This is a genomic window from Arthrobacter sp. 01L42, from assembly GCF_056400005.1.
In genome coordinates this window covers 133,026-159,106 of sequence record NZ_JBFTSL010000007.1, presented here as the reverse complement: position 1 = coordinate 159,106, position 26,081 = coordinate 133,026, and the positions used below count along the sequence as shown (strand labels likewise).

General features: G+C 68.3%; 23 protein-coding genes. 20 read left to right on the top strand and 3 right to left on the bottom strand.

The features are described from left to right. Positions 1-116 precede the first annotated feature (116 nt). The 15 genes from dacB to AC1DN2_RS08090 all read left to right on the top strand — a co-directional run bounded on the left by dacB (position 117) and on the right by AC1DN2_RS08090 (position 15,564). A complete protein-coding gene (gene dacB, locus AC1DN2_RS08160; protein ID WP_476849916.1) occupies positions 117-1,610 on the top strand; it encodes a D-alanyl-D-alanine carboxypeptidase/D-alanyl-D-alanine endopeptidase in 1,494 nt (497 codons plus the stop codon). Positions 1,611-1,745: 135 nt separating this feature from the next. Then, a complete protein-coding gene (locus tag AC1DN2_RS08155; RefSeq protein ID WP_476849915.1) occupies positions 1,746-2,906 on the top strand; it encodes a zinc-dependent metalloprotease in 1,161 nt (386 codons plus the stop codon). A 98-nt stretch (positions 2,907-3,004) separates the two neighbouring features. Then, a complete protein-coding gene (tilS, locus tag AC1DN2_RS08150) occupies positions 3,005-4,039 on the top strand; it encodes a tRNA lysidine(34) synthetase TilS (protein WP_476850005.1) in 1,035 nt (344 codons plus the stop codon). Positions 4,040-4,069: 30 nt separating this feature from the next. Then, on the top strand, positions 4,070-4,621 hold the full coding sequence (hpt, locus tag AC1DN2_RS08145) for a hypoxanthine phosphoribosyltransferase (protein WP_018774939.1): 552 nt from the start codon (positions 4,070-4,072) through the stop codon (positions 4,619-4,621). Between the two features lie 198 nt (positions 4,622-4,819). Continuing rightward, complete coding sequence (ftsH, locus tag AC1DN2_RS08140; RefSeq protein ID WP_223914706.1) at positions 4,820-6,886, top strand: ATP-dependent zinc metalloprotease FtsH; 2,067 nt, start codon at positions 4,820-4,822, stop codon at positions 6,884-6,886. Between the two features lie 9 nt (positions 6,887-6,895). After that, positions 6,896-7,540 carry a GTP cyclohydrolase I FolE gene (folE, locus tag AC1DN2_RS08135; RefSeq protein WP_476849914.1) on the top strand — a complete coding sequence of 215 codons (645 nt, stop codon included), beginning with the start codon at positions 6,896-6,898 and terminating at the stop codon, positions 7,538-7,540. 11 nt (positions 7,541-7,551) lie between these two features. After that, the gene (gene folP, locus AC1DN2_RS08130; RefSeq protein ID WP_476849913.1) at positions 7,552-8,493 is read left to right on the top strand and encodes a dihydropteroate synthase; all 942 of its coding nucleotides are present in this window, start codon (positions 7,552-7,554) and stop codon (positions 8,491-8,493) included. A 13-nt stretch (positions 8,494-8,506) separates the two neighbouring features. Beyond that, on the top strand, positions 8,507-8,866 hold the full coding sequence (folB, locus tag AC1DN2_RS08125) for a dihydroneopterin aldolase (protein ID WP_476849912.1): 360 nt from the start codon (positions 8,507-8,509) through the stop codon (positions 8,864-8,866). After that, on the top strand, positions 8,863-9,432 hold the full coding sequence (gene folK / locus AC1DN2_RS08120; RefSeq protein ID WP_476849911.1) for a 2-amino-4-hydroxy-6-hydroxymethyldihydropteridine diphosphokinase: 570 nt from the start codon (positions 8,863-8,865) through the stop codon (positions 9,430-9,432). The genes folB and folK overlap by 4 nt, the downstream gene beginning before the upstream one ends. Next, positions 9,429-9,953: a DUF3180 domain-containing protein gene (locus AC1DN2_RS08115; protein ID WP_476849910.1), complete on the top strand. Its 525-nt coding sequence runs from the start codon at positions 9,429-9,431 to the stop codon at positions 9,951-9,953. Before folK ends, AC1DN2_RS08115 begins: the two co-directional genes overlap by 4 nt. After that, positions 9,934-10,446, top strand: a complete 513-nt coding sequence (locus AC1DN2_RS08110) for a PH domain-containing protein (RefSeq protein WP_476849909.1) — start codon at positions 9,934-9,936, stop codon at positions 10,444-10,446. The genes AC1DN2_RS08115 and AC1DN2_RS08110 overlap by 20 nt, the downstream gene beginning before the upstream one ends. An 18-nt stretch (positions 10,447-10,464) precedes the next feature. Beyond that, positions 10,465-12,063: a PH domain-containing protein gene (locus tag AC1DN2_RS08105; protein WP_476849908.1), complete on the top strand. Its 1,599-nt coding sequence runs from the start codon at positions 10,465-10,467 to the stop codon at positions 12,061-12,063. After that, the gene (locus AC1DN2_RS08100; RefSeq protein WP_476849907.1) at positions 12,056-12,976 is read left to right on the top strand and encodes a Rossmann-like and DUF2520 domain-containing protein; all 921 of its coding nucleotides are present in this window, start codon (positions 12,056-12,058) and stop codon (positions 12,974-12,976) included. The genes AC1DN2_RS08105 and AC1DN2_RS08100 overlap by 8 nt, the downstream gene beginning before the upstream one ends. 1 nt (position 12,977) lies before the next feature. Beyond that, positions 12,978-13,880, top strand: a complete 903-nt coding sequence (panC, locus tag AC1DN2_RS08095) for a pantoate--beta-alanine ligase (protein ID WP_476849906.1) — start codon at positions 12,978-12,980, stop codon at positions 13,878-13,880. 184 nt (positions 13,881-14,064) lie between these two features. Further along, the gene (locus tag AC1DN2_RS08090) at positions 14,065-15,564 is read left to right on the top strand and encodes an MDR family MFS transporter (RefSeq protein WP_476849905.1); all 1,500 of its coding nucleotides are present in this window, start codon (positions 14,065-14,067) and stop codon (positions 15,562-15,564) included. A gap of 115 nt (positions 15,565-15,679) precedes the next feature. Here AC1DN2_RS08090 and AC1DN2_RS08085 read toward each other — a convergent pair whose 3' ends face one another. The 3 genes from AC1DN2_RS08085 to AC1DN2_RS08075 form a co-directional block, all read right to left on the bottom strand. Beyond that, a complete protein-coding gene (locus AC1DN2_RS08085; RefSeq protein ID WP_028276921.1) occupies positions 15,680-16,513 on the bottom strand; it encodes an alpha/beta fold hydrolase in 834 nt (277 codons plus the stop codon). A gap of 138 nt (positions 16,514-16,651) precedes the next feature. Continuing rightward, a complete protein-coding gene (locus tag AC1DN2_RS08080) occupies positions 16,652-17,278 on the bottom strand; it encodes a thymidine kinase (RefSeq protein ID WP_028276920.1) in 627 nt (208 codons plus the stop codon). 56 nt (positions 17,279-17,334) lie between these two features. Next, on the bottom strand, positions 17,335-18,312 hold the full coding sequence (locus AC1DN2_RS08075; RefSeq protein WP_459383604.1) for an alpha/beta fold hydrolase: 978 nt from the start codon (positions 18,310-18,312) through the stop codon (positions 17,335-17,337). A 100-nt stretch (positions 18,313-18,412) separates the two neighbouring features. Between AC1DN2_RS08075 and lysS the strand changes: the two genes are divergently transcribed. The 5 genes from lysS (at position 18,413) to AC1DN2_RS08050 (ending at position 26,049) form a co-directional block, all read left to right on the top strand. After that, positions 18,413-19,945, top strand: coding sequence for a lysine--tRNA ligase (gene lysS / locus AC1DN2_RS08070; RefSeq protein WP_476849904.1), 1,533 nt, complete (start codon positions 18,413-18,415; stop codon positions 19,943-19,945). A 2-nt stretch (positions 19,946-19,947) separates the two neighbouring features. Continuing rightward, positions 19,948-20,118: a hypothetical protein gene (locus tag AC1DN2_RS08065; RefSeq protein ID WP_223914693.1), complete on the top strand. Its 171-nt coding sequence runs from the start codon at positions 19,948-19,950 to the stop codon at positions 20,116-20,118. Positions 20,119-20,270: 152 nt separating this feature from the next. Next, a complete protein-coding gene (locus AC1DN2_RS08060) occupies positions 20,271-20,597 on the top strand; it encodes a histone-like nucleoid-structuring protein Lsr2 (RefSeq protein WP_028276918.1) in 327 nt (108 codons plus the stop codon). A gap of 583 nt (positions 20,598-21,180) precedes the next feature. Next, positions 21,181-23,673: an ATP-dependent Clp protease ATP-binding subunit gene (locus AC1DN2_RS08055; RefSeq protein WP_028276917.1), complete on the top strand. Its 2,493-nt coding sequence runs from the start codon at positions 21,181-21,183 to the stop codon at positions 23,671-23,673. A 252-nt stretch (positions 23,674-23,925) separates the two neighbouring features. Beyond that, complete coding sequence (locus AC1DN2_RS08050) at positions 23,926-26,049, top strand: S9 family peptidase (RefSeq protein WP_476849903.1); 2,124 nt, start codon at positions 23,926-23,928, stop codon at positions 26,047-26,049. Positions 26,050-26,081 lie beyond the last annotated feature (32 nt).

Here is a 26,081-nt window from a genome sequence, read left to right as displayed (position 1 = left end):
GTGCGCGGCACGTGCATAAGGGCTGTCGGTGCCGCCGACTACTATTGAGGATATAGCGAGAGGCGCTGGTTTCAGGAACTAGTGGGGACATTTCAGGACTAAGGACCAGCAACAGCATGAAACCGAGAACCAGCCGCGAGGGTACCCAGCCGGCGCCCGGCAGGGGTCGCAGGATGCCCGCGCTGCTGCTCCAGACCCTCCTCGTGGTGGCCGTGGCAGTGCCGGCCGGCATCGCCATCGCCCCGGCGTTCCTCGGCCATGACAGGTCCTCCGACGCCTCGCAGACAGCACCGCCCTGGCAGCAGATCCCCGCCACACTGAGCCCTCCCGGCAACAGTTCGGGGGCAATCGGGCCCCTCAGCGCTTCCGCGCCGGTTCCGGCCGGGGCCGCCCTCGCCGCGCAGCTGAACCAGACCCTTAAGCCCGACGGCGCCGGCACCTTCACCGGCATCGTCCAGGACGCCGCCACGGGGCAGGTCCTCTTCGACCAGGCTGCCGACGAGGCCCGCGTTCCGGCGTCGAACATGAAGCTCCTCACAGCCGGCGCGGCCCTGCGCGTCCTGGGCCCCGACCGCCGCTTCAGCACCCGGGTGCTGGCGGGGCCGACCCCCGGCTCGGTGGTCCTGACCGGCGGGGGCGATGTCCTCCTGGGCGCCGGGGAATCGGCCCCGGGCGCCGTTCTGGGCCGCGCCGGGCTGACCACGCTCGCGAAGGCCACTATCGATGCCCTCAAAGCCGGCGGCGTCACCGGCACGGTGACCGTCCTGCTGGATGACTCCCTCTTCAGCGGCCCCTCGCTCAGCCAGGCGTGGAGCCCAGAGGACGTCGCCGCCGGGGAGATGGCCCCGCTGTACCCGCTGGCGCTGAACTCCGCGAGGTTCGATCCCGCCAAGACCACCGGACCCCGCCCGCAGGACGCCGCCATGACCGCCGCCGAGGTGTTCGCCGCCCGGCTCACGGCGGCCGCGGCGGCCGGGGGGCTGTCCGTTGCCCCCGGCGTCGCCCGGGGCCGGACCGGTGACGCGCCGGAGGGCGGGCACGCCAAAGTCCTGGCCGAGGTCCAGTCCGCCACGGTGGGGCAGCAGGTGGACATGATGCTGCAGACCTCGGACAACTACCTCGCCGAGGTGATGGGACGGATGACCGCCCTCGGCGTCGGCCGGCCCGGCAGCAGCGACGACGCCATTGCCGCCGTGCTGCAGCAGGTCAAGGACATGGGCGTTCCCACTGACTCGCTCCGGGCCGCGGACGTCTCCGGCCTTGCCCTGGCCAACCGGGTCTCGGCCCGGCAGCTCACGGACGTGGTCCGGGCCATGACCTCGGGCACAGACCCCCGGCTGCGCGCAGCCCTGAGCGGGTTCCCGGTCGCCGGGCTCACCGGCACCCTGGGGGACCGCTACACGGATGCGGCCTCGGCCGCGGGCGCCGGGCTGGTCCGCGCCAAGACGGGCACACTGAACACGGTCATTGCGCTTAGCGGTTCCGTGGTCGACGCCGACGGCCGGCTCCTGGTCTTTTCCTTCGTCGGCAACGGGCTGACCCCCGGCGCCGCGAACAAAGCCGCACTGGACCGCTCCGCCGCCGTCCTCGCCGGCTGCGGCTGCCGCTGACAGCGCGGGCCGGCCCGGACCCCGCGCCGGTCTGGCCCTTCGCGCCGGTCTGGCCCTTCGGCCCGGGGTCACGGAGCCCCGGCCGGTTCGCCGGTCAGCGAAAATTAAGGCGCATTGTCGGGGCCCTGTGATCTGATGGACCCCATGGAGTCCTCTGCAAGCGAGACATCAAGCGAGACATCACCCAAGACGCCGAGTGCGGCATCGGTCCAGGTCCCGGATCTCATCAACTGGGAGCTCGCCGCGTCCACGGCAGCCCGGCTGACGCCGGCAGGCCCCGTCCTGGGCAGCGCCGAGATCGGCGCCGCCGTCGAAAATCTGCGGCTCATGGCGGACATTTCCGTGCCGCACGTCCACCACATCACCGGACTGGACGCCGCCCGGGACCTGCGCGACTCCGAGGTCCTCGTCGTGGACCGGGCCTCATGGGCCAAGGCCAACACGCAGAGCTTCGCCGTCATGCTCAAGCCCGCCATGGGAAAGCTGCTGGAGGGCCGCGGTTCCCTCAGCCCCGGAGCTGCCGGGGTCAGCGCGGCCATCACCGGCAGCCAGCTCGGCGCCATCCTGGCCTTCCTTTCGAGCAAAGTCCTGGGCCAGTACGATCCCTTCTCCGCGCTGGCCGAAAACTCCACGGCCCCCGCTTCCGGACGGCTGCTGCTCGTAGCGCCGAACATCATCTCCGTGGAACGCGAACTGAAAGTCGAACCCGCGGACTTCCGGCTCTGGGTCTGCCTCCACGAACAGACCCACCGGGTGCAGTTCGCCGCCGCACCGTGGTTGCGGCACCACATGCTCCAGGAGATCGAAAACCTCAGCGGACTGTTGCTGGGCAATGTCGATTCCCTGATGGAACGGGCCTCGGCGGCCGCGAAATCGCTGAAGGACCGCGCGGCACCCGGCGCCGCGCCCGGACGCGGCGCCATCCTGGACCTGCTCCAGAACCCGGAGGAAAAGGCGGCCCTGTCCCGCCTGACTGCCCTCATGAGCCTGCTCGAGGGTCACGCCAATGTGGTCATGGACGCCGTGGACGCCAGCATCGTTCCCTCGGTGAAGACCATCCGGCAACGTTTCAACGACCGCGGCCAGGACCGCGGCATGATCGAGAAATTCATCCGCAACCTGCTCGGCCTCGACGCCAAGATGCGCCAGTACAGTGACGGCGCCAAGTTCGTCCGGGAAGTGGTGGCCGCCGCCGGCATGGGAGGCTTCAACAAAGTCTGGGAGTCCGCGGACCACCTCCCCAGCGAACCCGAGATCCACGACTCCCGGCTCTGGCTCGACCGGATGGGCCTCTAGCCGCCATGACTGCCCCCGACGGCGCCGGTTCGACCTCGATTTCCAGCGGACGACGCCGGCCCGGCCGCCTCGCGCCGGTGGTCGGCACGGCACGAAAAATGCTGCAGGACGCCCTCGCCGCGGCCGGCTACCCGGACCGCGTCCTGGTCGCCTGCAGCGGCGGACCGGACTCGCTGGCTCTCGCCGCCGTCGCCGCCTATTTCGGGCGCCGGGGCCACGTGGACGGCCATCCTGTCTCTGTCGGCGCCGTCGTCGTGGACCACCAGCTGCAGCCGGGCTCGGCCGGGGTCGCGGCCACCACGGCCCGGACCCTCGAGGAGCTCGGGCTCTCTCCCGTGACGATCAGGACTGTCGACGTCGCCTCCAGCGGCGCGGGCCCCGAGGCCGCCGCCCGGGACGCCCGCCATGCGGCCCTTGAGGCCGCCGCGGACGAGGCAGGTGCAGCCTCAATCCTGCTCGGCCACACCCTCGATGACCAGGCGGAACAAGTGCTCCTGGGCCTGGCGCGCGGGTCGGGTACCCGGTCCCTCGCGGGGATGCGGCCGGCCCGCGGCCGGCTGCTGCGCCCGTTCCTGGGCCTGCGGCGCGCGGACACCCTGGAGATCTGCCGGGTGGAGGACCTCGAGCCCTGGCACGACCCGTCCAACACCGATCCCGTGTACGCGCGTTCCCGGACCCGGGTTGAGGTGCTGCCCCTGCTGGAGGACAAGCTTGGCCCCGGCGTTGCCGAATCGCTCGCCCGCACGGCCGCGATCCTGCAGCTCGACGCCGATTACCTGGAGGACGTGGCGAACGACACTTTCGAGCGGCTGCGCCAGCAGACAGGGGAGGAGATCAGCCTTCCGGAGGCCGGGCTGAGGGACCTGGCCCCGGCCGTGAGGTTCCGGGTGATCGCCAAGGCCGCCGCCGCTGTCGGCGGTCAGCAGCCCAGCTACCAGCGGCTGCTCGCGGCGGAAGCGCTCCTGCGCCGGCAGGGATCGGCCGGCCCGGTGGAGCTTCCCGGCGCGGTCAGCGTCTACCGGCTCTCGCTCGCGCAGCTCCTTGCGGCGGAGCCGTCCGCCGCCGGTGTTCCCCGCGAAGCCGCCCGCTGTGGGAAGCTTGTATTCCGGCCTCAACAGCCGCCCCGAAATTAGTCGCACCCCGCATCTACACAGGAGCCATTGGTGGATTCAAACGACGTCCAGGCAGACCTCAAACACGTTCTCTACACCAAGGAACAGATCCAGCAACGGATCACCGAACTCGCGGCGCAGATCGACAAGGACTACGAGGGCCGCGACCTCCTGATCGTCGGCGTGCTCAAGGGCGCCGTCATGGTCATGGCTGATCTGGCCCGTGCGCTGCACACCCACGTCTCCATGGACTGGATGGCCGTGTCCTCGTACGGCTCGGGCACGCAGTCCTCAGGCGTCGTCCGCATCCTGAAGGACCTCGACACCGACCTCATGGGCAAAGACGTCCTGATCGTCGAGGACATCATCGATTCCGGCCTCACGCTGTCCTGGCTCAAGACGAACCTGGAATCCCGCGGCACGGCGTCGGTGGAAATCTGCACCGCCTTCCGCAAGCCGACGGCCGCCAAGGTCAAGATCGACGTCAAGTACGTCGGCTATGACATCCCCAACGAGTTCGTGGTGGGCTATGGCCTGGACTACGCCGAGAAGTACCGCAACCTGGACTTCGTCGGCACCCTGGCTCCGCACGTCTACGAGTAAATCGTTCACGCGAAGGCAACCCCGCCCGGGCCCCGGGTGGCCGGAGGCCCGGCCCCGCTACGCCCACAGGGAACTTTTGCCCTTTGCCGTGCGTGAGGTAGTGCGACGGTGTATAGCTAGAAGCTGACGCAGCACCACACGCGCGCAGACCGGTCGCCGTGCAGCACTACCAGGAGGGACGGGGCCAGCCCCGAACAGATGAAAGCTAAGAGTTTCTTCAAGGGCCCCGGCATCTGGATTGTCGTCGTGGTGGCCATGCTGCTGCTGGCATTTGCCACGCTTGCGCCGGGCGGCGCCAGCCGGATTGACACCGACAAGGGCCTTGAGCTGCTGACAGCCGGCGGCAAGGTTGAACAGGCCAAGATTTTTGACGCCGAGAACCGGGTGGACCTGGTCCTGAAGGACAACCTTCAGGTCGACGGGCAGGACAAGGGCAAGAACGTCCAGTTCTACTTCGTCAACGCCCGCGCCCAGGACGTCGTCAAGGCCGTCACGGACTCCAAACCGTCCGGCGGCTTCACCGACCAGCCGATCGAAAACAACTGGTTCTCCGGGCTCTTCTCCCTGCTGGTGCCCGTGCTGTTGCTCGGCGTCCTGTTCTGGTTCCTGCTCTCCCGGATGCAGGGCGGCGGGTCCAAGGTGATGCAGTTCGGCAAGTCCAAGGCCAAGCTCGTCAACAAGGACATGCCCCAGGTGACCTTCAGCGATGTCGCCGGCGCCGATGAGGCCGTCGAGGAACTCGAGGAGATCAAGGAATTCCTGCAGGAACCTGCCAAGTTCCAGGCCGTTGGCGCCAAAATCCCCAAGGGCGTGCTGCTCTACGGCCCTCCGGGCACCGGCAAAACCCTCCTGGCCCGCGCGGTTGCCGGCGAGGCCGGCGTACCCTTCTTCTCCATCTCAGGCTCCGACTTCGTGGAAATGTTCGTCGGCGTGGGTGCCTCCCGTGTCCGCGACCTCTTCGAGCAGGCCAAGTCCAACGCGCCGGCGATCATCTTCGTCGATGAGATCGACGCCGTCGGCCGGCACCGCGGCGCCGGAATCGGCGGCGGCAACGACGAGCGCGAGCAGACCCTGAACCAGCTGCTGGTGGAAATGGACGGCTTCGACGTCAAGACCAACGTCATCCTGATTGCCGCCACGAACCGCCCCGACGTCCTGGACCCCGCCCTGCTGCGCCCGGGCCGCTTCGACCGGCAGATCGGGGTTGAGGCCCCCGATTTGATCGGCCGCGACCAGATCCTGCAGGTGCACGCCAAGGGCAAGCCGATGGCTGCCGGCGTCGACCTCAAGGCTGTTGCCAAGAAGACCCCCGGCTACACGGGCGCGGACCTGGCCAACGTCCTGAACGAGGCCGCCCTGCTGACGGCCCGGTCCAACGCCAACCTGATCGATGACCGCGCCCTGGACGAGGCGATCGACCGCGTCATGGCCGGCCCGCAGAAGCGCAGCCGGGTCATGAAGGAACACGAACGCAAAGTCACCGCGTACCACGAAGGCGGCCACGCCCTCGTCGCGGCTGCCCTGCGGAACTCCGCCCCGGTCACCAAGATCACCATCCTGCCCCGTGGCCGTGCCCTCGGCTACACCATGGTGGTCCCGGAAAACGACAAGTACTCCATCACCCGCAACGAACTGCTCGATCAGATGGCCTACGCCATGGGCGGCCGCGTCGCCGAGGAACTCGTCTTCCATGATCCGTCCACGGGCGCGTCGAATGACATCGAGAAGGCCACCGGGATCGCCCGGAAGATGGTCACCGAGTTTGGCATGAGCGAACGGGTCGGGTCCGTGCGCCTCGGCCAGGGCGGCGGCGAGCCGTTCCTGGGCCGCGACGCCGGCCACGAGCGCAACTACTCGGACCAGATCGCCTACATCGTCGACGAGGAAGTGCGCCGCCTGATCGACGGTGCCCATGATGAGGCCTACGCCATCCTGACCGAAAACCGGGATGTCCTGGACGAGCTGGCGCTGGAACTGCTCGAACGCGAAACACTGAACCAGGCCGAAATCGCGCAAATTTTCACCAACATCCGCAAGCGCGACTTCCGCGACGTCTGGCTCTCCAAGGAGACCCGCACGCTTCAGACCGCCGGCCCCGTGGAGTCACGCCGCGAAAAGGCGGAGCGTGAAGCCCAGGAGGAAGCCACCCACGCCCGGCTCGAAGAGCCCTTGGATGCCCAGCCCCCGCATGCCCAGGGCGTCGGCGGGCAGGAGTCCTTCCAGGGCGGTGCAACAGATATCGGGACTGATGGTCATCCCGGCTAGGCTTCTTCTGTGACTTCTAACTTCGACGACGACGTTCCCGCCCCCGCCGCTGCTTCGGCGGGGGACGGAGGATCCCCGCATTCAAAGTCCAAAGTGGACCGCCCCAGGATCGAAGCGGCAGTACGGGAAATCCTGCTGGCGATCGGTGAGGACCCGGACCGCGGCGGCCTCATTGACACCCCGAAGCGGGTGGCCAAGGCCTACGTGGAAATGTTCGCAGGCCTGCACCACGACCCCGCCGAGATCCTGGCCACCACCTTCGACCTCGAGCACGAGGAACTCGTGCTGGTCAAGGACATTCCGTTCTATTCCACCTGCGAACACCACCTGGTGCCGTTCCACGGGGTGGCGCATGTGGGCTACATCCCGTCCCACGACGGCAAGGTCACGGGCCTGAGCAAGCTGGCGCGCGTGGTGGACATGTTCGCCAAGCGCCCGCAGGTCCAGGAACGCCTGACCACCCAGATCGTCGAGGCCCTCGTTACGCACCTCAATCCGCGTGGCGCGATCGTCGTCGTCGAATGTGAACACCTGTGCATGTCCATGCGGGGAATCCGCAAGCCCGGCGCCAAGACCGTCACCAGCGCAGTGCGCGGGCAACTCCATGACCCGGCCACCCGTGCCGAAGCCATGAGCCTCATACTCGGAAGGTAAGAACACAGACCATGGACTCCCTAGCTGCAGCCCCGGGCACCGGCCCCGCCACTTCGCCCCTGCCCATCCTGCGCAAACCGCGCCCGGCGGCGAAGTTCCAGGACCTGCCCACGGACCGGACACTGGTGATGGGAATCCTCAACGTCACCCCTGATTCCTTCAGCGACGGCGGAGCCCACGCGACGGCGGACACGGCGATCGCGGCCGGGCTGCGGATGTTCTATGCCGGGGCGGACATCATAGACGTCGGCGGCGAGTCCACCCGCCCGGGCGCCACGGCAGTCGGCGCTGACGAGGAACAGCGCCGGGTCCTGCCGGTCATCGAGGCCCTGGTCAAGGCCGGCGCCCTGGTCAGCATCGACACCACCCACGCCGCGACGGCTGCCGCGGCCCTGAAGGCCGGCGCCGCGATCATCAACGACGTCTCGGGCCTGACCATGGAACCGGAAATGGCCGAACTCGCCGCCCGCGCCAAGGTCCCCTACATCCTCACGCACCGCCGCGGCGACGCCAGCACCATGAACTCCCTGACGGACTACCGTGACGTCGCCGGGGAAGTCGTGACCGAGCTCGCCGGCGTCCGCGACAAGCTGTACGCCGCCGGGGTCGCGCCGGAACAGATCATTGTGGACCCGGGACTGGGCTTCGCCAAGAACGAGGGCCAGAACTGGGAGCTCCTGCAGCACCTGGATGTCCTGCAGGCCATGGGCCACAAGGTCCTCGTCGCCGGCTCACGCAAACGCTTCCTCGGCAGCCTCCTGACCGTGGCCGGCAAGGCCGCCCAGCCGGTTGAACGCGACGCCGCCACCGCCGCCATGACCGCCATCAGCGCCTTCCGCGGCGCCTGGGCTGTGCGCGTGCACGACGTCGGCGCGAGCCTGGACGCCGTCAAGGTCGCCGCCCGCATGGTTCCCCCGGCACCGGCCGGTTCCGCCCACGCCGGCACCAACTGATCCGGCCGGCACCATGGATCAGATCACGCTGAGCGGCGTCACCGCCGTCGGCCATCACGGTGTGTTCGATTTTGAGCGCCGCGACGGGCAGCCCTTCGTCGTCGACGCGGTGCTGCACCTGGACTTCAGCAAAGCGGCCGCTTCCGACGACGTCCTGGACACCGCGCATTACGGCGAGGTGGCCAACTGCATCCGGGACTGGATCACGGGTGAGCCGCTGAACCTGATCGAGGCCCTCGCGGTGCGGATTGCCGAGGACATCCTGCAGAAATTCGCCGTCGACGCCGTGGACATCACCGTGCACAAGCCCAAGGCCCCGATCGAAGTCGACTTTGGCGACGTCGCCGTCAGCGTGCACCGGAGGCGGACGTGAGCCCGCTCTACACCCGTGCCGTGATCGCGCTCGGCAGCAACCTGGGGGAGCGCAGCGACACCCTGTCCGCCGCCGTCGCAGACCTCGTCGACCCGCCGGAGGTGCGCCTGCTGGCCATCTCGCCGATCGTCCAGACCAAGGCCGTGGGAGGCCCGCCGGACCAGCCCGACTTCCTGAACATGGTGATTGCCGTCGAGACGTCGCTGCCGCCGCGCGGGCTGCTCGAGCACTGCCACGACGTGGAGCAGAAGCATTTGCGCGTGCGCGAGGTCCGGTGGGGGCCGCGGACCCTGGACGTGGACATCATCACGTACGGGGATGTGGTCAGCTCCGATCCCGAGCTCACCCTGCCTCATCCCCGGGCCGCGGAACGGGCGTTCGTGCTCTATCCGTGGTCGCTGATCGATCCCGCTGCGGAGCTCAACGGCGAACGCGTGGGCGACCTCGCGTCGAAAGCCGCCGATTTCGCCGACCTTGCCACCTTTGACGGCTTCCAGAACCCCGCCGCAGCGGAAGTCACTGCCACGGAGACCACCGGCGTGCCCGGTGCGGCGGAGCGGCCGTGAAGCTGACCAGCCCCCTGCTCCTGCTGGCCATCTGCGTGGTCCTGGCCGTGGCCGGCTGGTTCGCCACCATGCTCTCCGGCCGCTACGGCCTGGCCACCCCGGTGCTGCCGCTGACGGGCCTGGTGACCATGGGCGTGATCGTGGCCCTCACGCTGGTGCTGGGCATCCGCGTGCTCCGGTGGCGCAACGGCAAGAAGAAGAAAATCCTCAACCCCATCCTGGCTGCCTGGACCCTGGTCCTCGCGCAGGCCTGCGCCTACACCGGGTCGGTCCTGCTGGGCTGGCACGCGGGAATCGTGGTGGAGCAACTGCGGCTGTGGAACCTGCGCAGCAACCAGGAGATCACCTGGCAGGCCCTGGCCATGGCTGGCGGCGGACTGGTCATGGTGATCGTCGGGCTCGTCGTCGAGCGGTTCTGCCGGATTCCCCCCGAGGACGGCGACGCCGAATCCCGGCCCGGCGTGCAGGGAAAGCGCAGCAAGCCCTCGGCGGAAGGCGAATATGCCTACCGAAGCGATTGATCCTCCGGGCATCGACTGGCTCCGGGTCTCCCCGAAGTATGTCACGGTGCGCCTCGCGGGATGGGCGCTGGGAACCCTGGTCGCGGTGGCCCTGCTGTCGCTTCCCCTAATCCTGGTGCTGACCGGCGGGTGGACCTGGCTGCCTGTCTGGCTGGCCGTCGCCCTGCCCGCTGTCGCGCTGCTGCTGGCCCTGTGGCGGCTCGCGCTGATTCCCCGGCAGGTGCGCTCGATCGGCTACGCCGAGCGTGATGATGACCTCCTGATCCGGCGCGGCATTTTCTTCCAGCGCACGCTCGTGGTTCCGTACGGGCGGATGCAGTACGTCGACATCGCGGTGGGCCCGGTCGAACGCCCGCTGGGCCTGTGCACACTGAAGCTGCACACCGCGGCAGCCGCGACCAGCGCCGAGATTCCCGGGCTGCCCGCGAGCGAAGGCGCCCGGCTCCGCGAACAACTGTCCGCCCGCGGCGAAGCCCGGCTGGCCGGGCTGTGACGGGAAGGCCGTGACGGGATGGCGCTGACACCGGAGGATGCCGGGCGCGCCGCCGACGGAACCGCCGTCGGCTCCGGTATCGAAGGAACTGCCGACGCCGGCTGGCTGCGCGTGCACCCCGCGTCGCCCTTTGTCCGCGGCTGGGTGGCGCTGGCTGCACTGCTGTTCTTTTTTGGACGCGACAGTTTCGAACGGTTCCTGCAGGGCGGCCCGCTTTTTGACGAGCGGCTGGCCGGACGGGCGCCCTGGCTGCTGCTCGGCGGCGGCGCCCTGATTCTGCTGACCGTTCTCGGCTACGTCCTGAGCTGGTACTTCACCCGCTACCAGGTAGCCGGCGGCTACGTGCGCGTCAACACCGGTTTCCTGTTCAAGCAGCAGCGGCAGGCCAGGCTGGACCGGGTGCAGGCGATCGACGTCGTGCAACCCCTGCTGGCACGGATCTTCGGACTGGCTGAATTGCGGTTCGAAGTCGCCGACGCCGGCCAGTCCGCGGTGCGCCTGGCGTACCTGCGCGCGGACGAGGCCCGGCAGCTCCGCGCGACAATCCTGGCCCGAGCCTCCGGTGCCGCGGGCGGGAAGCCGGCGCGGGAGCCGGGAGACCCGGAGTCCGGAGAGCCGGCGGCCGCCGCCGTGGAAGCCCCCGAACAGGCCGTGCTCACCGTGCCGCCGCCGCGCCTGGTGGGCTCGCTGCTCCTGAGCGAACAAAGTGTCGTGATCCTGGCTGGCGGCATTGCCTCGGTGATGCTCTCCGCCGTCACGGAAAACCGGAACTTCACGGTCTTCCTGATCCCAGCCGCAATCGGGCTCATCGCCTCCTACTGGTCCTCGTTCAACAAGGGCTACAACTTCACCGCCGCCATTTCCCCGGACGGCATCCGGCTGCGCTACGGCCTGCTGGACACGCAGGCGCAGACCGTTCCGCCGGGCAGGATCCAGGCGCTGAAGGTCAGCCAGCCGCCGCTGTGGCGGATGTTCGGCTGGTACCGGATCCAGGTCAACGTGGCCGGCTACGGCCTGGCCGGCAGCGCCGGCGAAGGATCGGCCCGGACAACGCTGCTTCCGGTGGGATATCTTGGCGACGTCATGGACATCCTCTCCCTGGTGCTCCCGGATCCCGGGACCCAGGACCCGGTGGGGCTGTTCACCGCGGGGATCACCGGCCTCGCGGACCCTGCCGGGACCCCGGGCAGCGCAGCAGGGAAGGCCTCCGACGGCGGCTTCGTCACCAGCCCGCGCCGGGCCCGGTTCCTGGCGCCGCTGGGCTGGCGCCGCAACGGCTTCGCGGCAACGGAGACCGCCCTGCTCCTGAGGTCGGGCCGCTGGTGGCGGAACTTCGTGGTGGTGCCGCACCAGCGCACCCAGTCCATGGCGCTCCAGCAGGGCCCGCTCGCCCGGTGGTTCCGGGTGGCCGACCTGGTCCTGCACACCACGGCGGGTCCGGTGGCCCCGCGGCTCATACAGGCCGGGCTCGACGAAGCCCGGGCCCTGTTCGATGCCCAGTCGGCCCGTGCCCGTGCCGCGCGCAAGCACCAGAAGAGCGAACACTGGCTGGAGCCGGCGGCCCAGCCGGCCGCACCACCCGCAGAAGACCACCAGGAAGGCCCGCATCATGGCTAAACCAGGACGCCTCGGCGTCGGAATCATTGGCGCGGGGAAGGTCGGAGCCGTCCTGGGGGCGGCGCTGCGTGGAGCCGAGCACGCCGTCATCGGGGCGTCGGCCGTTTCGGACGCCAGCAAAGAACGCGTCGAAACGCTCCTGCCCGGCGTCCCGATCCTGGACGTGCAGGACATCGTGGAACGGGCCGAACTTGTCCTGCTCGCCGTCCCGGACGATGCACTGGGCCCGCTGGTGAACGGACTGGCCAAGCTCGGCGCCTGGCAGCCCGGCCAGCTCGTGGCGCATACCTCCGGGCGCTTCGGCGTCGGGATCCTGCATCCGGTCCGCGCCGCCGGTGCCGTGCCGCTCGCGCTGCACCCGGCCATGACGTTCACGGGCATGAGCTTGGACCTCACCAGGCTCCTGGACTGCACCTTCGGCGTCACGGCCGACGCCGCGATGCTGCCGATCGCCCAGGCACTCGTCGTCGAAATGGGCGCCGAGCCCGTCGCGATCGCCGAGGCCGACCGCGTCCTCTACCACGCTGCCCTCGCGCACGGCTCCAACCACCTGGTCACGCTCGTGGCGCAGGCCTCGCAGCTGCTCCGCGACGTCGGCGTCGAGGCCCCGGACCGGATGCTGGGCCCGCTGCTGCGCGCCACCCTCGAGAACGCCCTCGCCTCCGGCGAAACGGCCCTGACCGGGCCCGTGGCCCGCGGCGACACCGGCACGGTGGCCGCGCACGCCGGCGCCCTCCGCGAGTACGACGGCGGCGACGCCGGCGATATTCTTGAGGCGTACCTGGCCATGGCCCGGGCGACAGCCCGCCGGGCAGGAAGCCGCGGACTGCTGAAGCCGGAACAACTCGACGGCATCGAACAGGCGCTCGGCGGCCCCGGCCAGAACGGGACGCCCGCCCCGGAAGGACCCTGACATGGCAATCCAACTCGTCACCACAGCTGCCCAGCTCCGCGCCGCAAGCGCCCGGCTGCTGGCACAGAAAGGCGGCACGTCCCAGGGCCTCGTGCCCACCATGGGCGCCCTGCACGAGGGACATGCCCAGCTGGCCCGGACGGCCGTCGCCCAGAACGACGTCGTGGCGGCCACCATCTTCGTCAACCCGCTTCAGTTTGGCGAGGCCGCGGACCTCGAACGCTACCCCCGGACGCTCGACGCCGACCTCGCGCTGCTCGACGCCGAAGGGGTGGACCTGGCGTTCGCGCCGGGTGTTGAGGAGGTCTACCCCGGCGGGGCACCCCTCGTGCGGATCACGGCGGGACTCCTGGGCGAAAAATGGGAAGGCGTGTCCCGGCCAGGGCACTTCGACGGCGCGCTGACCGTCGTCGCGAAACTGCTCCACTACGGCATCCCTGGGGCCGGCGTGCCCGGTGGAGGCCAGCCCGCGTACCGCGCCTATTTCGGCCAGAAGGACGCGCAGCAGCTGGCCCTGGTCCAGCGCATGGTGGCTGACCTGAATTTTCCCGTGGAGATCGTGCCGGTGCCCATTGTGCGCTCGGCCGACGGCTTGGCGCTGTCCAGCCGCAACCGCTTCCTCTCCGAAGACCAGCGCGAGGCGGCCCTGGTGCTCTCCCGCGCACTGCGGCTCATCGAGGAGCGCGCCAACGCCCATGAGCCGCTGGACATCGAATCGGCGCAGGCCCTCGTCCGGTCCCAGCCGCTCGTGGAGCTGGACTATTTCGAGGTAGTGGATCCGCGCACCCTCGAGCCCCTCGCGGAGAACTGCCGGGACACCCCGTTCCGCGGCGAGGGGCTGGCGATCATCGCCGCCACGGTCGGCCCCGTCCGCCTCATCGACAACGTGCCCCTGAATTCCTAGCCCCCCAGCCCCACCACAAAGCAACGCGGGGCCAGTTACGGCCCATGCCGCCGCCCGTCATGGGCCGTAACTGACCCCGCGTTGCTTTCGCGGTGACGGGAATGCCTCCGGGCCCTAGACTGTTGGAACCTGCAGCAGCGCCGACGCTCGCCGGACCCACACCAAACTCCCTGAGGGAATTCCCATGTCAACAGACGTCTCTTCCAACGCCTCTGGCGATCCCGCACCGGGCGCTGCCCCCGCCGTCGCCGCGCAGAACGTGCCGGCCGCGCCGGCCGCGCCCACCGCGCCGGCAAAGATGCCCCGGGAGTCCGTGGCCATCATCGCCACGCTGCTGGTGGCCACCTTCGTCGTGATCCTCAACGAGACCATCATGAACGTGGCCCTGCAACGGCTGATGGTGGACCTGAACATCGATGCGCCCACCGTGCAGTGGCTGTCCACCGGTTTCATGCTCACCATGGCCGTCGTGATTCCCACCACCGGATTCATCCTGCAGCGGCTGACCACCCGTGCCGTGTTCATGCTGGCCATGGGACTGTTCTCCGGCGGCACCCTGCTGGCCGCCCTCGCGCCGGGCTTCGAAGTCCTGCTGCTGGCCCGCATCGTCCAGGCCGGCGGCACCGCGATCATGCTGCCGCTCCTGATGACCACCATCCTCACGCTCGTGCCGCTGGAGCGCCGCGGCGCCGTCATGGGCAACGTCAGCATCGCCATTTCGGTTGCGCCGGCACTGGGCCCGACAGTTTCCGGCCTGATCCTCCAGCATTTTTCCTGGCGGTTCATGTTCGTCTTCGTGCTGCCGATCGCCCTCGCCGCACTTGCCATTGGGGCCAGGTATCTGACCAACATCGGTGAGACCGAGAAAACCCGGCTCGATGCCCTCTCCGTGGTGCTCACGGTCCCCGCCTTCGGCGGCCTGGTGTACGGCCTGAGCCAGATCGGCGGCGGCCAGGCAGGCTCCCGCACCCCCGCCGTGGTGGCGCTGGCCGTTGGCGTGCTGGCCCTGGCAGCGTTCGTTCTGCGCCAGCTGAAGCTGCAGAAGACCGGCGGCCCCCTGCTGGACCTGCGCGCCTTCACCTTCCGGATGTTCACCGTTTCGGTGCTGCTGCTGGTCGTGGCCATGATCGCGCTCTTCGGCGCGGTGATCCTGCTGCCGTTGTACCTGCAGGAGATCCGCGGCCTGACGTCCCTCGAGACCGGCCTGGTGCTGCTGCCCGGCGGCCTCGCCATGGGCCTGCTGGGGCCCTTCATCGGCCGCGTATTCGACAGGGTCGGGCCCCTCCCACTGACAGTGACGGGCTCGATCATGATGGTGCTGTCCCTCTGGCAGTTCTCCATGCTGGACGCCACGTCGCCGCTGGGGTGGATCATCGCCCTGCACGTGGCACTGAGCCTGGGCCTGGCGCTGCTGTTCACCCCCGCCTTCACGACCGGGCTGAACCCGCTGCCGCCGCACCTGTACTCCCACGGCTCGGCCATCATGAGCACACTGCAGCAGGTGGCCGGTGCCGCCGGCACGGCGCTGCTGGTCTCGATCTACGCTTTCGTGGCCGTTGCCTCGGGCATGGTCGCCGGCATGCATGCTGCCTTCCTGACGGCGGCCGTCATAGCCATCGCCGCCGTCGTGCTGTCCGCCATGATGCGCAAAACCGAAGGCGCGGCACACCCGGCCGCCCACTAGCTGCAATTAACAAACAACGCGGGGTCACTTAGCGCCGGTCTGGACCTCGCAATGGGCGCTAAGTGACCCCGCGTTGCTTGTAGGGCGTTGGTTGTAGGGCGTTGCGTGTTGCGGGTCAGCCTGCGTAAAACGCGCTGAGCTCGGCGATCAGCTTGTCCGGCGCCTTGTTGACACCGTCATGGCCCATGCCGGGCAGGATCGTGTAGCTGGAGCCGGAGAGGACATCGTGGATCTGGGCGCAGGCCACGCCGAAATAGGCCGGGCTCTTCTCGCCCACGATGATCAGCGTTTCCAGCGGCAGTTCCAGGAAGGGTTCGGCCGGCATGTCCGCGGCGATGATCGCCTTGATCTCGCGGACGCCGGTCTGCATGAGGTCGCGCAGCTGCTTGCCGATCGGGGTGCCCGCCGAAAGCTTGTTCGCCAGCGTCAGCATGGACAGCGGCATCCGGGACAGGGCGCTGCCGGTCTCCAGGCCCTTGAGCAGGACGGCGAGGGCGCGGTCGTCGTCGCCGGCTGCGGTCGCCCGCTCGTATTCGGGCGTCCAGTCCGCCGTGACGCTGTGATTGACGGACACGGCGGGGTCGTACACGGCCAGCCGTTCCACCGGCAGGGTGCGGGCCGCGTGCAGGGCCACTGCCCCGCCGAAGCTGTGGCCGAAGACGTCCGTGCTGGCGGTGTGCTTCATGACGGCGTCGAGGTCGTGGATGTCCACGTCGAGGGTGTAATCCTCAGGCTGCGGGGAGGACGAGCCGCGGCCGCGACGGTTGAAGGTGTGCACCGGCCGCCCCAGTGACGCGCTGAGTTTCTGCGCGAAACGGGTGTAGTCGGCGGCCGTCACCATTGAGGCCGGCACGACGACGATGCCCGAACCCGCCGAGGCGAGCTCGGCGCCCGTGCTCAAAAGCTCGATCGTTCCGCCGTTGGGGGTTCTGATGTTCTCGCGGGTCATGCTCCGAGCCTAGCCGAGGCCACGCCCCAGTGCAGTAAGCCGCGGTGCACTATGGCGCCAGTCCAGCAGGGCGCAGTTCAGTATGACCGCAGTTCAGTTGTGGTCCCGTCGCAGCGGCGCTGCATGATCGCGCCGGCGCTAGTTGCCCAGCCGGCCGCCGGAGACCTCGAGGTAGCAGGCGCCGCAGAGCGACTCGTACCAGACGTCCTGGCCATCGATCGCAACCTGGTTCCCGTCGAACACCACGTGGTCCCCGATCCGGCGCGTGTTGAAGATGGCCTTCCGTCCGCAGCGGCAGATGGTCTTGAGCTCTTCGAGGGTGTGCGCGATCTCCAGCAGGCGCAGGGAACCGGGGAACGCGCGGGTCCGGAAGTCGGTGCGGATGCCGTAGGCGAGGACGGGGACGTTGTCCAGGACCGCGATGCGGAAGAGGTCGTCCACCTGCTCCGGTTCCAGGAACTGGGCCTCGTCCACCAGCAGGCAGGCCACCGGTGGGGTGTCCACGTGCTGCAGCAGGGCGTCGGGATCGTCGCCGTGGGCCTGGGCGGTGAACAGATCGCGGGCCGACGCGCCGGCGGGGATCAGGAAGTCCACCGAACGGGTCATGCCCAGGCGGGACACGACGTCGGAGTCGCCCTTGGTGTCCACGTCCGGCTTGGCCAGCAGGACCCGCTGGCCGCGTTCCTCATAGTTGAAGGCCGCCTGCAGAAGCCCCGTAGATTTGCCGGAGTTCATGGCGCCGTAGCGGAAGTAGAGCTTGGCCAAGGGGGTCCTTTCGAAAGGGTCGCCCCCGATTCTAGCGGTCGGTCGCGTCGCAGCCCTCAGCGGCCGGGCCCACTGCGCCGCCACCGGGCCGGCACGCCCGCGGCTGCAAGGCTGCCGGCCAAGCTGACGGGCGGCGGGGTCGCTGCCCCGGGCCCGCCGTGGAGGAAACGGGCCGTGCGGAGGGCCAGCCGGCTTCCCGGCCGGATGGGGCCTTCGTGGAGCTGCCCGGGGACCACGGCGAAGCTGACCGCGGGGACGGCGTCGGCAAGCTGGTGGCTCGTGTCGGCGAAGTAGCCGGGGCTCCAGCCGCCGCTGAGCATGAGGGTGGGGGTGGTGATGGCGGCAAAATCCTCGAGTTCGGCGTCGGCATCCAGCACGGCGCGCATCTCGGCGACGGCCGTGGGCAGCAGTTGCCGCATTTCGGCGCCGAGCCTGGTCCGGGCCGAGAGGATGCTGAGCATGCGCAGCGCGCCCAGGGGCAGCATGGACACCGGGCCGGCCGTCTCCAGGCCTTGCACCAAATGCGCCCAGGCGTGGTCGAGTTCGCCGGCAGCCACGGACCTTTCCAGTTCGGGCCGCCAGCGCTGGGTGAGGTTCCCGGAGAGGCTCACGGCGGCGTCGTAAGTCACCATCCTGCGGATCGGCAGGCGCCGGGCGGCCTCGAGGGCCACGAACCCGCCATAGCTGTGGGCCACGACGTCGCTGGCGCCGGTCTCGCGGAGCACGGTTGCCAGGTCGGCCACCTCGGTGGCGGCGGAATAGTCGGCCGGCTGGTGCGAGGAACCTGCGCGTCCGCGGCGGTTGTAGCAGTGCACCGGCTGGTCCAGCAGCCGGCAAAGTTTTCGGGCAAAGGACCGGTAGAGCGCATCGGTGATCAGGGTCCCGTGCACGACGACGACGCCGGATCCTTCGCCGCGGGACGCCACGGCGGCGTCGGACGCGGCTGTTCTGCCCGGTGCGTGCCCCGCCGGGCGGATGGTGTGCAGCTCAAGGTGTCCCTTGCCGTCGTCGGTCCTCACTGTCCATGTCTCCACAACTTCGAGTCTATTCCCGCACCCCGTCCGCCTGGCTGCCGCCCGGGCAGAACCGGGCCGGGACCTTCCCGGACGCAAATCGACGGTAAACTTGGGGATTGTGACTTCCCAAAACACCCCCACCCCGAACAACGCCGCCGAGCCGCATGATTCCAGCGAACAGACCCGCATCCGGATGGAGAAGCGCGCCAAGCTGATCGAACGCGGCGTCGAGGCATATCCGGTGGGTGTCGAACGCACGCACTCGCTCACGGAAATCCGGGAGAAATACGCCTACCTGCAGGCCGATGAAACCACTGGCGACGCCGTTGGCGTGACCGGCCGCATCGTCTTCATCCGCAACACGGGCAAACTCTGCTTCGCCACCCTCCAGGAGGGCGGCCTGGACGGGAAGGCCGTGCGGCTGCAGGTCATGCTGAGCCTGGCCAACATCGGTGAGGAGGCGCTCGCGGAGTGGAAGTCTCTCGTGGACCTCGGCGATCACGTCTTCATCAAGGGCGAGGTCATTTCCTCACGCCGCGGCGAACTCTCCGTCATGGCGGATTCCTGGACCATGGCCTCGAAGGCGCTGCGCCCGCTGCCCGTGCTGCACGCCGGGCTGAACGAAGAAACGCGTGTCCGCCAGCGCTACGTGGACCTCATTGTCCGAGACGAAGCCCGCGAGATGGTGTACACCCGCGCCGCGATCACCCGCTCCATCCGCGAAACCCTGCACCGCCAGGGCTACGTTGAGGTGGAAACCCCCATGCTGCAGCTGGTTCACGGCGGCGCCACGGCCCGTCCCTTCGAGACGCACATGAACGCCTTCGACCAGAAGATGACGCTGCGCATCGCCACCGAGCTCTACCTCAAGCGCACGGTGGTCGGCGGGATCGACCGTGTCTACGACATGGGCCGGGTCTTCCGCAACGAGGGCGTGGACTCCACGCACAGCCCCGAGTTCACCACCCTGGAGTCCTACGAGGCGTGGGCGGACCAGTTCGTCATGGCGGACCGGATCAAGGAGATCATCCTGGACGCCGCCGACGCCGCCGGTGTGGGCCGCGTGCTGCAGATCGAAGCCGGGGAGATCAACCTCGACGGCGAATGGACCTGGCTGGCGGTCTACCCGGGATTGTCCGACTTCGTGGGCCAGGAAGTAACCCCCGACACCCCGGTTGCCGAGCTGCTGGAGCTGGCTGCCAAGCACGAGGTCAAGGTCGACGCCGCCTGGGAAGCCGAGAAGCTCGTCGTCGAACTCTTCGGTGAACTGGTGGAGCCGACGTTGCTCAACCCCACGTTCGTCTACGACTATCCGCCGTCCGCGCAGCCGCTGGCCCGCCAGCACCGCGAAGACGGCCGCCTGATCGAGGCCTGGGACCTCATCATCGGCGGCATGGAGCGGGGCACTGCGTTCTCCGAACTGATCGACCCGGTCATCCAGCGCGAACGCCTCACCGAACAGTCCCGCCGTTCCGCCGCGGGTGACGTGGAGGCAATGCAGCTGGACGAAGACTTCCTCCGTGCGCTCGAGTACGGCGCGCCGCCCATGGGCGGGATCGGCCTCGGCATCGACCGGCTCGTGATGCTCTTCACCGGAGCCGGCATCCGCGAAACGATCCTCTTCCCCCTGTTGAAGCCCGAAGGACACTGAGCATGGACTATATCGCCGTATTGCTGCCCCCCATCGTGGTGGGCCTGCTTTTCTGGTTTGCCATGAAATCCATATTCAATGCCGACAAATCAGAGCGGCAGGCAGAAGCCCGCGCCCATGCCGAGGCCGAAACTAGGGCCAAAGGACCGGAATCCGGGACCCTGGGAAGCTAATTACCCGAAAGAAGTAATAGTTCCCTATTGCCGCCTTAGGTTTTCCTTTGGACAGAATTTTGCGCTTTGACTCCCTGCTGTAACGCGGAGGATACTTATTCCAGATACATCCTGCTTTTCTAAACGCTCGATCTTTGGAAAGAGAGTCCTTTATGGCACAGAAAGTAAAAATCATCCTCGTTGATGATCTGGATGGGGGATCCGCGGACGAAACTGTCCGGTTTGGCCTTGACGGCGTCAGCTACGAAATTGACCTGTCGTCAAGCAATGCATCAGAACTGCGCTCCGCGGTGGACCGATTTGTGACGCACGCGCGCAAAACGTCAAGCGGACGCGCCACGCGCACGAAAATTTCCAGCGGACGGAATCAGGACTCTGCCCAGATCCGCCAGTGGGCACGGGACAACGGCTATGCGGTAAACAGCCGCGGACGCATCCAGGCTGAAATTCAGGAAGCCTACCAAAAGGCTAATTCCTAGCAGGGCCCGGCGTCAGGCCGCAGTGCCGGGCCCGGCATGTGAGCGCAGTATCAAGCCGCAATCACGTTTCATGCCTTCGTAATCGAGCGTCTGTCAAATGCCAATGCCCCCGTTATGTGACGGGGGCATTGCCATGCCGGCGTCGGTGCGCCCGTCCGGTGATGAACAGGCTCCGCCGCCCATGTTCCTCCGCTGCAGCATTTCCAGGGAGATGTCCCGCACGAGGTGAACCATTCGCCGACGATGGCCGCTATGGGTCCAGGCTTAGCGGCCATCTTCGTCAATTCGGGCACCTTTGCCATGCCGACGGCGCCCGTCCGACGGCGCCCGTCCGGCGGTGCGCCCTTCCGGCCCGGCGGCGCGCTTGGCGGCCGGTTGCGCCCGTCCGGAAGGGCCGGTTTCGCCCTTCCGGATCGGCGGGTTGCGCCGGTCCGGAGGGGTTCCGGACGGTTCTTGCCCCTTGTCCGGGACCCAGTCCGGGCGCGGTTGCGCAACCCTCCGGTTTCCCCTGTGGCGAACAAGCCCCAAATCTGGAACCCGGCCACGTAGCATCAAAGTACGTCGTAGCTAGGAGTGTGGCGAAATGTTTGAGCGATTTACGGACCGTGCCCGTCGCGTAGTTGTGCTTGCCCAAGAAGAGGCACGCATGCTGAACCACAATTACATTGGTACCGAACACATCCTCTTGGGTCTGATCCATGAGGGTGAAGGTGTTGCCGCCAAAGCCCTTGAATCCTTGAGCATTTCGCTCGACGGTGTCCGCGAACAGGTCCAGGAGATCATCGGCCAGGGCCAGCAGGCGCCCTCCGGCCACATCCCCTTTACCCCCCGCGCCAAGAAGGTCCTGGAGCTCTCGCTGCGCGAGGCGCTGCAGCTGGGCCATAACTACATTGGTACCGAGCACATCCTCCTCGGCCTTATCCGGGAGGGTGAAGGCGTTGCCGCCCAGGTGCTCGTCAAGCTCGGCGCAGACCTGAACCGGGTCCGCTCGCAGGTCATCCAGCTGCTCTCGGGTTACCAGGGCAAGGAAGCCACGGGCGCCGGTGTCGGCCCCGGGCAGGCTGAGGGGACCCCGGCCGGGTCCGTTGTCCTGGACCAGTTCGGCCGCAACCTGACCCAGGCGGCGCGCGAGAACAAACTGGACCCCGTGATCGGCCGCGAGCAGGAAATGGAACGCGTCATGCAGGTCCTTTCCCGCCGCACCAAGAACAACCCTGTGCTGATCGGTGAGCCCGGCGTCGGCAAGACCGCCGTCGTCGAGGGCCTGGCCCAGGCGATCGTCCGCGGGGACGTCCCGGAGACCATCAAGGACAAGCAGCTGTACACGCTGGACCTCGGGTCCCTCGTGGCCGGCTCCCGCTACCGCGGCGACTTCGAAGAGCGCCTGAAGAAGGTCCTCAAGGAGATCCGCACCCGCGGCGACATCATCCTGTTCATCGATGAGATCCACACCCTGGTGGGCGCCGGTGCCGCCGAAGGCGCCATCGATGCGGCCTCGATCCTGAAGCCCATGCTGGCCCGCGGCGAACTCCAGACCATCGGTGCCACCACGCTGGACGAATACCGCAAGCACATCGAGAAGGATGCCGCGCTGGAGCGCCGCTTCCAGCCGATCCAGGTCAAGGAACCCTCCGTCGCGCACGCGATCGAGATCCTCAAGGGCCTCCGCGACCGGTATGAGGCACACCACCGCGTCACCATCACCGACGGCGCCCTCGCCTCGGCGGCGGCCCTTTCCGAGCGCTACATCTCGGACCGATTCCTGCCGGACAAGGCAATCGACCTGATCGACGAGGCCGGTGCGCGGTTGCGTATCCGCCGCATGACTGCTCCGCCGGAGCTCAAGATCATGGACGAGAAGATCGCCGCCATGAAGCTGGAGAAGGAATCCGCGATCGACGCGCAGGACTTCGAAGGCGCCGCGTCGCTGCGCGACAAGGAGCAGAAGCTCATTGCCGAGCGCGCCGAAAAGGAACGCCAGTGGAAGACCGGCGGCATGGACGACATCTCCGAAGTTGATGAAGACCTCATCGCTGAAGTGCTGGCGAACTCCACCGGCATCCCGGTCTTCAAGCTGACCGAGGAAGAGTCCTCGCGCCTGCTGAAGATGGAAGACGAGCTCCACAAGCGCGTGGTCGGCCAGAACGAGGCCATCAAGGCCCTGTCCCAGGCGATCCGGCGCACCCGTGCAGGCCTCAAGGACCCCAAGCGTCCGGGCGGCTCGTTCATCTTCGCCGGCCCCACCGGCGTCGGCAAGACCGAACTGGCCAAGGCCCTCGCCGAGTTCCTGTTCGGCGAGGAAGACGCCCTGATCACCCTGGACATGTCCGAGTACTCGGAGAAGCACACGGTGTCGCGGCTCTTCGGTGCCCCTCCGGGCTACGTGGGCTACGAGGAAGGCGGCCAGCTGACCGAGAAGGTCCGCCGTCGTCCGTTCTCCGTAGTCCTGTTCGATGAAGTGGAGAAGGCGCACGCCGATCTCTTCAACTCGCTCCTGCAGATCCTGGAAGACGGCCGCCTGACCGACTCCCAGGGCCGCGTGGTGGACTTCAAGAACACCGTGATCATCATGACCACGAACCTCGGCACCCGGGACATCTCCAAGAGCGTTGCCACCGGCTTCCAGTCCGGCACTGACACGCAGACCGGCTACAACCGGATGCGGGCCCGGGTCACGGAGGAGCTCAAGCAGCACTTCCGCCCCGAGTTCCTGAACCGCGTTGACGATGTTGTGGTCTTCCCACAGCTGACGCAGGACGAGATCATCGAGATCGTGGACATGTTCGTCGCCCGCCTGGAGAAGCGCCTCAAGGACAAGGACATGGGCATCGAGCTCACGTCCGCGGCCAAGGTGCTCCTGGCGACCCGCGGCTACGACCCCGCCATGGGTGCCCGGCCGCTGCGCCGCACCATCCAGCGCGAGATCGAGGACCAGCTCTCCGAGAAGATCCTCTTCGGCGAACTGCACTCCGGCGACATCGTCGTGGTGGACGTCGAAGGCGAAGGCGACGACGCGAAGTTCACCTTCGCCGGCAACGCCAAGCCGCGCATCCCGGAGATCGCTCCGAGCGTCTAAGCACCATCAACAACGGCCCCGCTGCCCCGAAAGGGACGGCGGGGCCTTTGCGTTGCCCGCCGCCGGGAAGCATTTGCCAGAGAGGGCCGCTATGGGACCTGGCTTAGCGGCCATCTTCGGCGGGCGGTGGGCGGTGTCCGTGCTGAAGCGCCAGGGGCCGTCCCGCATGATTCGGGAGCCCTATCTGAAAGCAATGTTTCACTCTTAGTGAACGTTTTGTGATCGATGCCACATTCGGTGTTGAATCGGTGCATGGCTGCTAAGGACTCAGAGACCCTGAGCGAACAACCCGAGACCCCCTTCCACGATCTGGACCACTACCTCGCGATCCCCAGAGTGAGCGGTTTGACGCTGAGCCCGGATGGCGCCCGGCTGGTGACCACCGTGGCGACACTCGGCGCGAAGGGCACCGAATACTGCACCGCGCTGTGGGAGGTGGATCCGGGCGGGGCCAAACAGGCCCGCCGGATCACGCGCAGCGCCAAAGGGGAGGCCGGTGCGGTGTTTGCCGCCAATGGCGACCTGTACTTCACCTCGGCCCGTCCCGATCCGGAGAGCCCCGAGGCCGACCCGGTGAACGCCCTCTGGATCCTGCCGTCCGACGGCGGCGAAGCCCGGGTGGCCTTGTCCCGGGCCGGCGGAATCGGCGGGGTCCACGCCGCCAAGGACGCCGACACCGTGGTGGTCGCGGCCTCGGTCCTGGCAGGCTCCACGGACGAGGACAATGACGAGGAACGCCGGAAAGCGCGCAAAGACAACAAGGTCGCGGCCATCCTGCACAGCGGCTACCCAGTCCGCTACTGGGACGCGGACCTGGGCCCGGCGCAGCCGCGGCTGTTCGCCGTCGAGCCCGGAGACCCGTTGGAGGCCGGAAAGCCGGCCACCGTCGACGCCGCGCCGCCGCTGAAGCTGCGCAACCTGACGCCCGACGCCGGAACGCGGCTCAGGGACGCCGAATCGGTGCTCAGTCCGGACGGCACGACGATCTACAGCAGCTTCGCCAAGCCCCTCGCCAACGCCGATTCACGTTCCGTGCTGGTCGCCATCGACGTCGCCACCGGCACCCGCACGGTCCTGCTGGACACGGAAGGCCTGAGCTACTTCCCGGGCCCGGTCAGCCCGGACGGCCGGAGCCTGGTGGTGGTCAGCGAAAGCGACACCACGCCGCTGGCGGCGCCGCAGGTCAAGCTGCACCTCCTCCACGTCACTGGCCCGGCGGCAGGGGGCAGCGCCCTGACGCCGCTCGCCCATGACTGGGACCGCTGGGCCCGCCCCGCCGCATGGCTGCCGGACGGATCGGCCCTGCTGGTCACCGCCGACGAGGACGGCGCATCGCCGGTATTCCGGATCGGTGTGGCCGGAGACCCGGACGGGGCGGCCCAGGTGCTACGCCTGACGGCCGACGCCGCGGCGTACACCGACGTCGTCGTCGCACCGGACGGACGCAGCGCCTACGCCCTGCGCAGCTCCTACGAATTCCCCGCCGAACCTGTGCGGATCGACCTCGCCTCCGGTGACGTCGTCCGCCTGCCCGCGCCCGCGGAACGCCCGCACTTCAAGGGCACGCTGGAGCGCGTGGAGACGACGGCGGCCGACGGCGCCCGTGTGCCCGCGTACCTGGCCCTCCCCGAGGGCGCGTCCGCCGCGGCACCGGCCCCGCTGCTGCTTTGGATCCATGGCGGCCCGCTGGGATCCTGGAACGCCTGGACGTGGCGCTGGAACCCGTGGCTGCTGGTGGCGCGCGGCTACGCGGTGCTGCTCCCGGACCCTGCCCTTTCCACCGGCTACGGTCAGGACCACATCCAGCGCGGCTGGGGGGAATGGGGCAAGGCTCCGTTCACCGACCTGATGGCCATCACCGACGCCGTCGTGCAGCGCTCCGACATCGACCAGACGCGCACGGCCGCCATGGGCGGCTCGTTCGGCGGGTACATGGCCAACTGGGTGGCCGGGCAGACGGACCGCTTCAAGGCAATCGTCACGCACGCCAGCCTCTGGGCCCTGGACCAGTTCGGCCCCACCACCGACGCCGCGCAGTACTGGCTCAAGGAGATGACGGCAGAGATGGCGCTGGAGAACTCCCCGCACCTGCACGTGGAGAACATCCGCACTCCCATGCTGGTCATCCATGGCGACAAGGACTACCGCGTACCGATCGGCGAGGGACTCCGGCTCTGGTACGAGCTGCTCGCCAAGTCGCAGCTGGCGGCGGACGGAAACGGCGAAACGGACCACCGTTTCCTGTATTTCCCGGACGAGAACCACTGGATCCTGCAGCCGCAGCACGCCAAGGTCTGGTACGGCGTCGTGGAGCACTTCCTGGCCAGGAACCTGCTGGACAAGGACGTTCCCGTCCCCGACGAACTAGGTCTCTGACGGCCCGGGGCCCGTGCCGGCAGGGAGCCGGC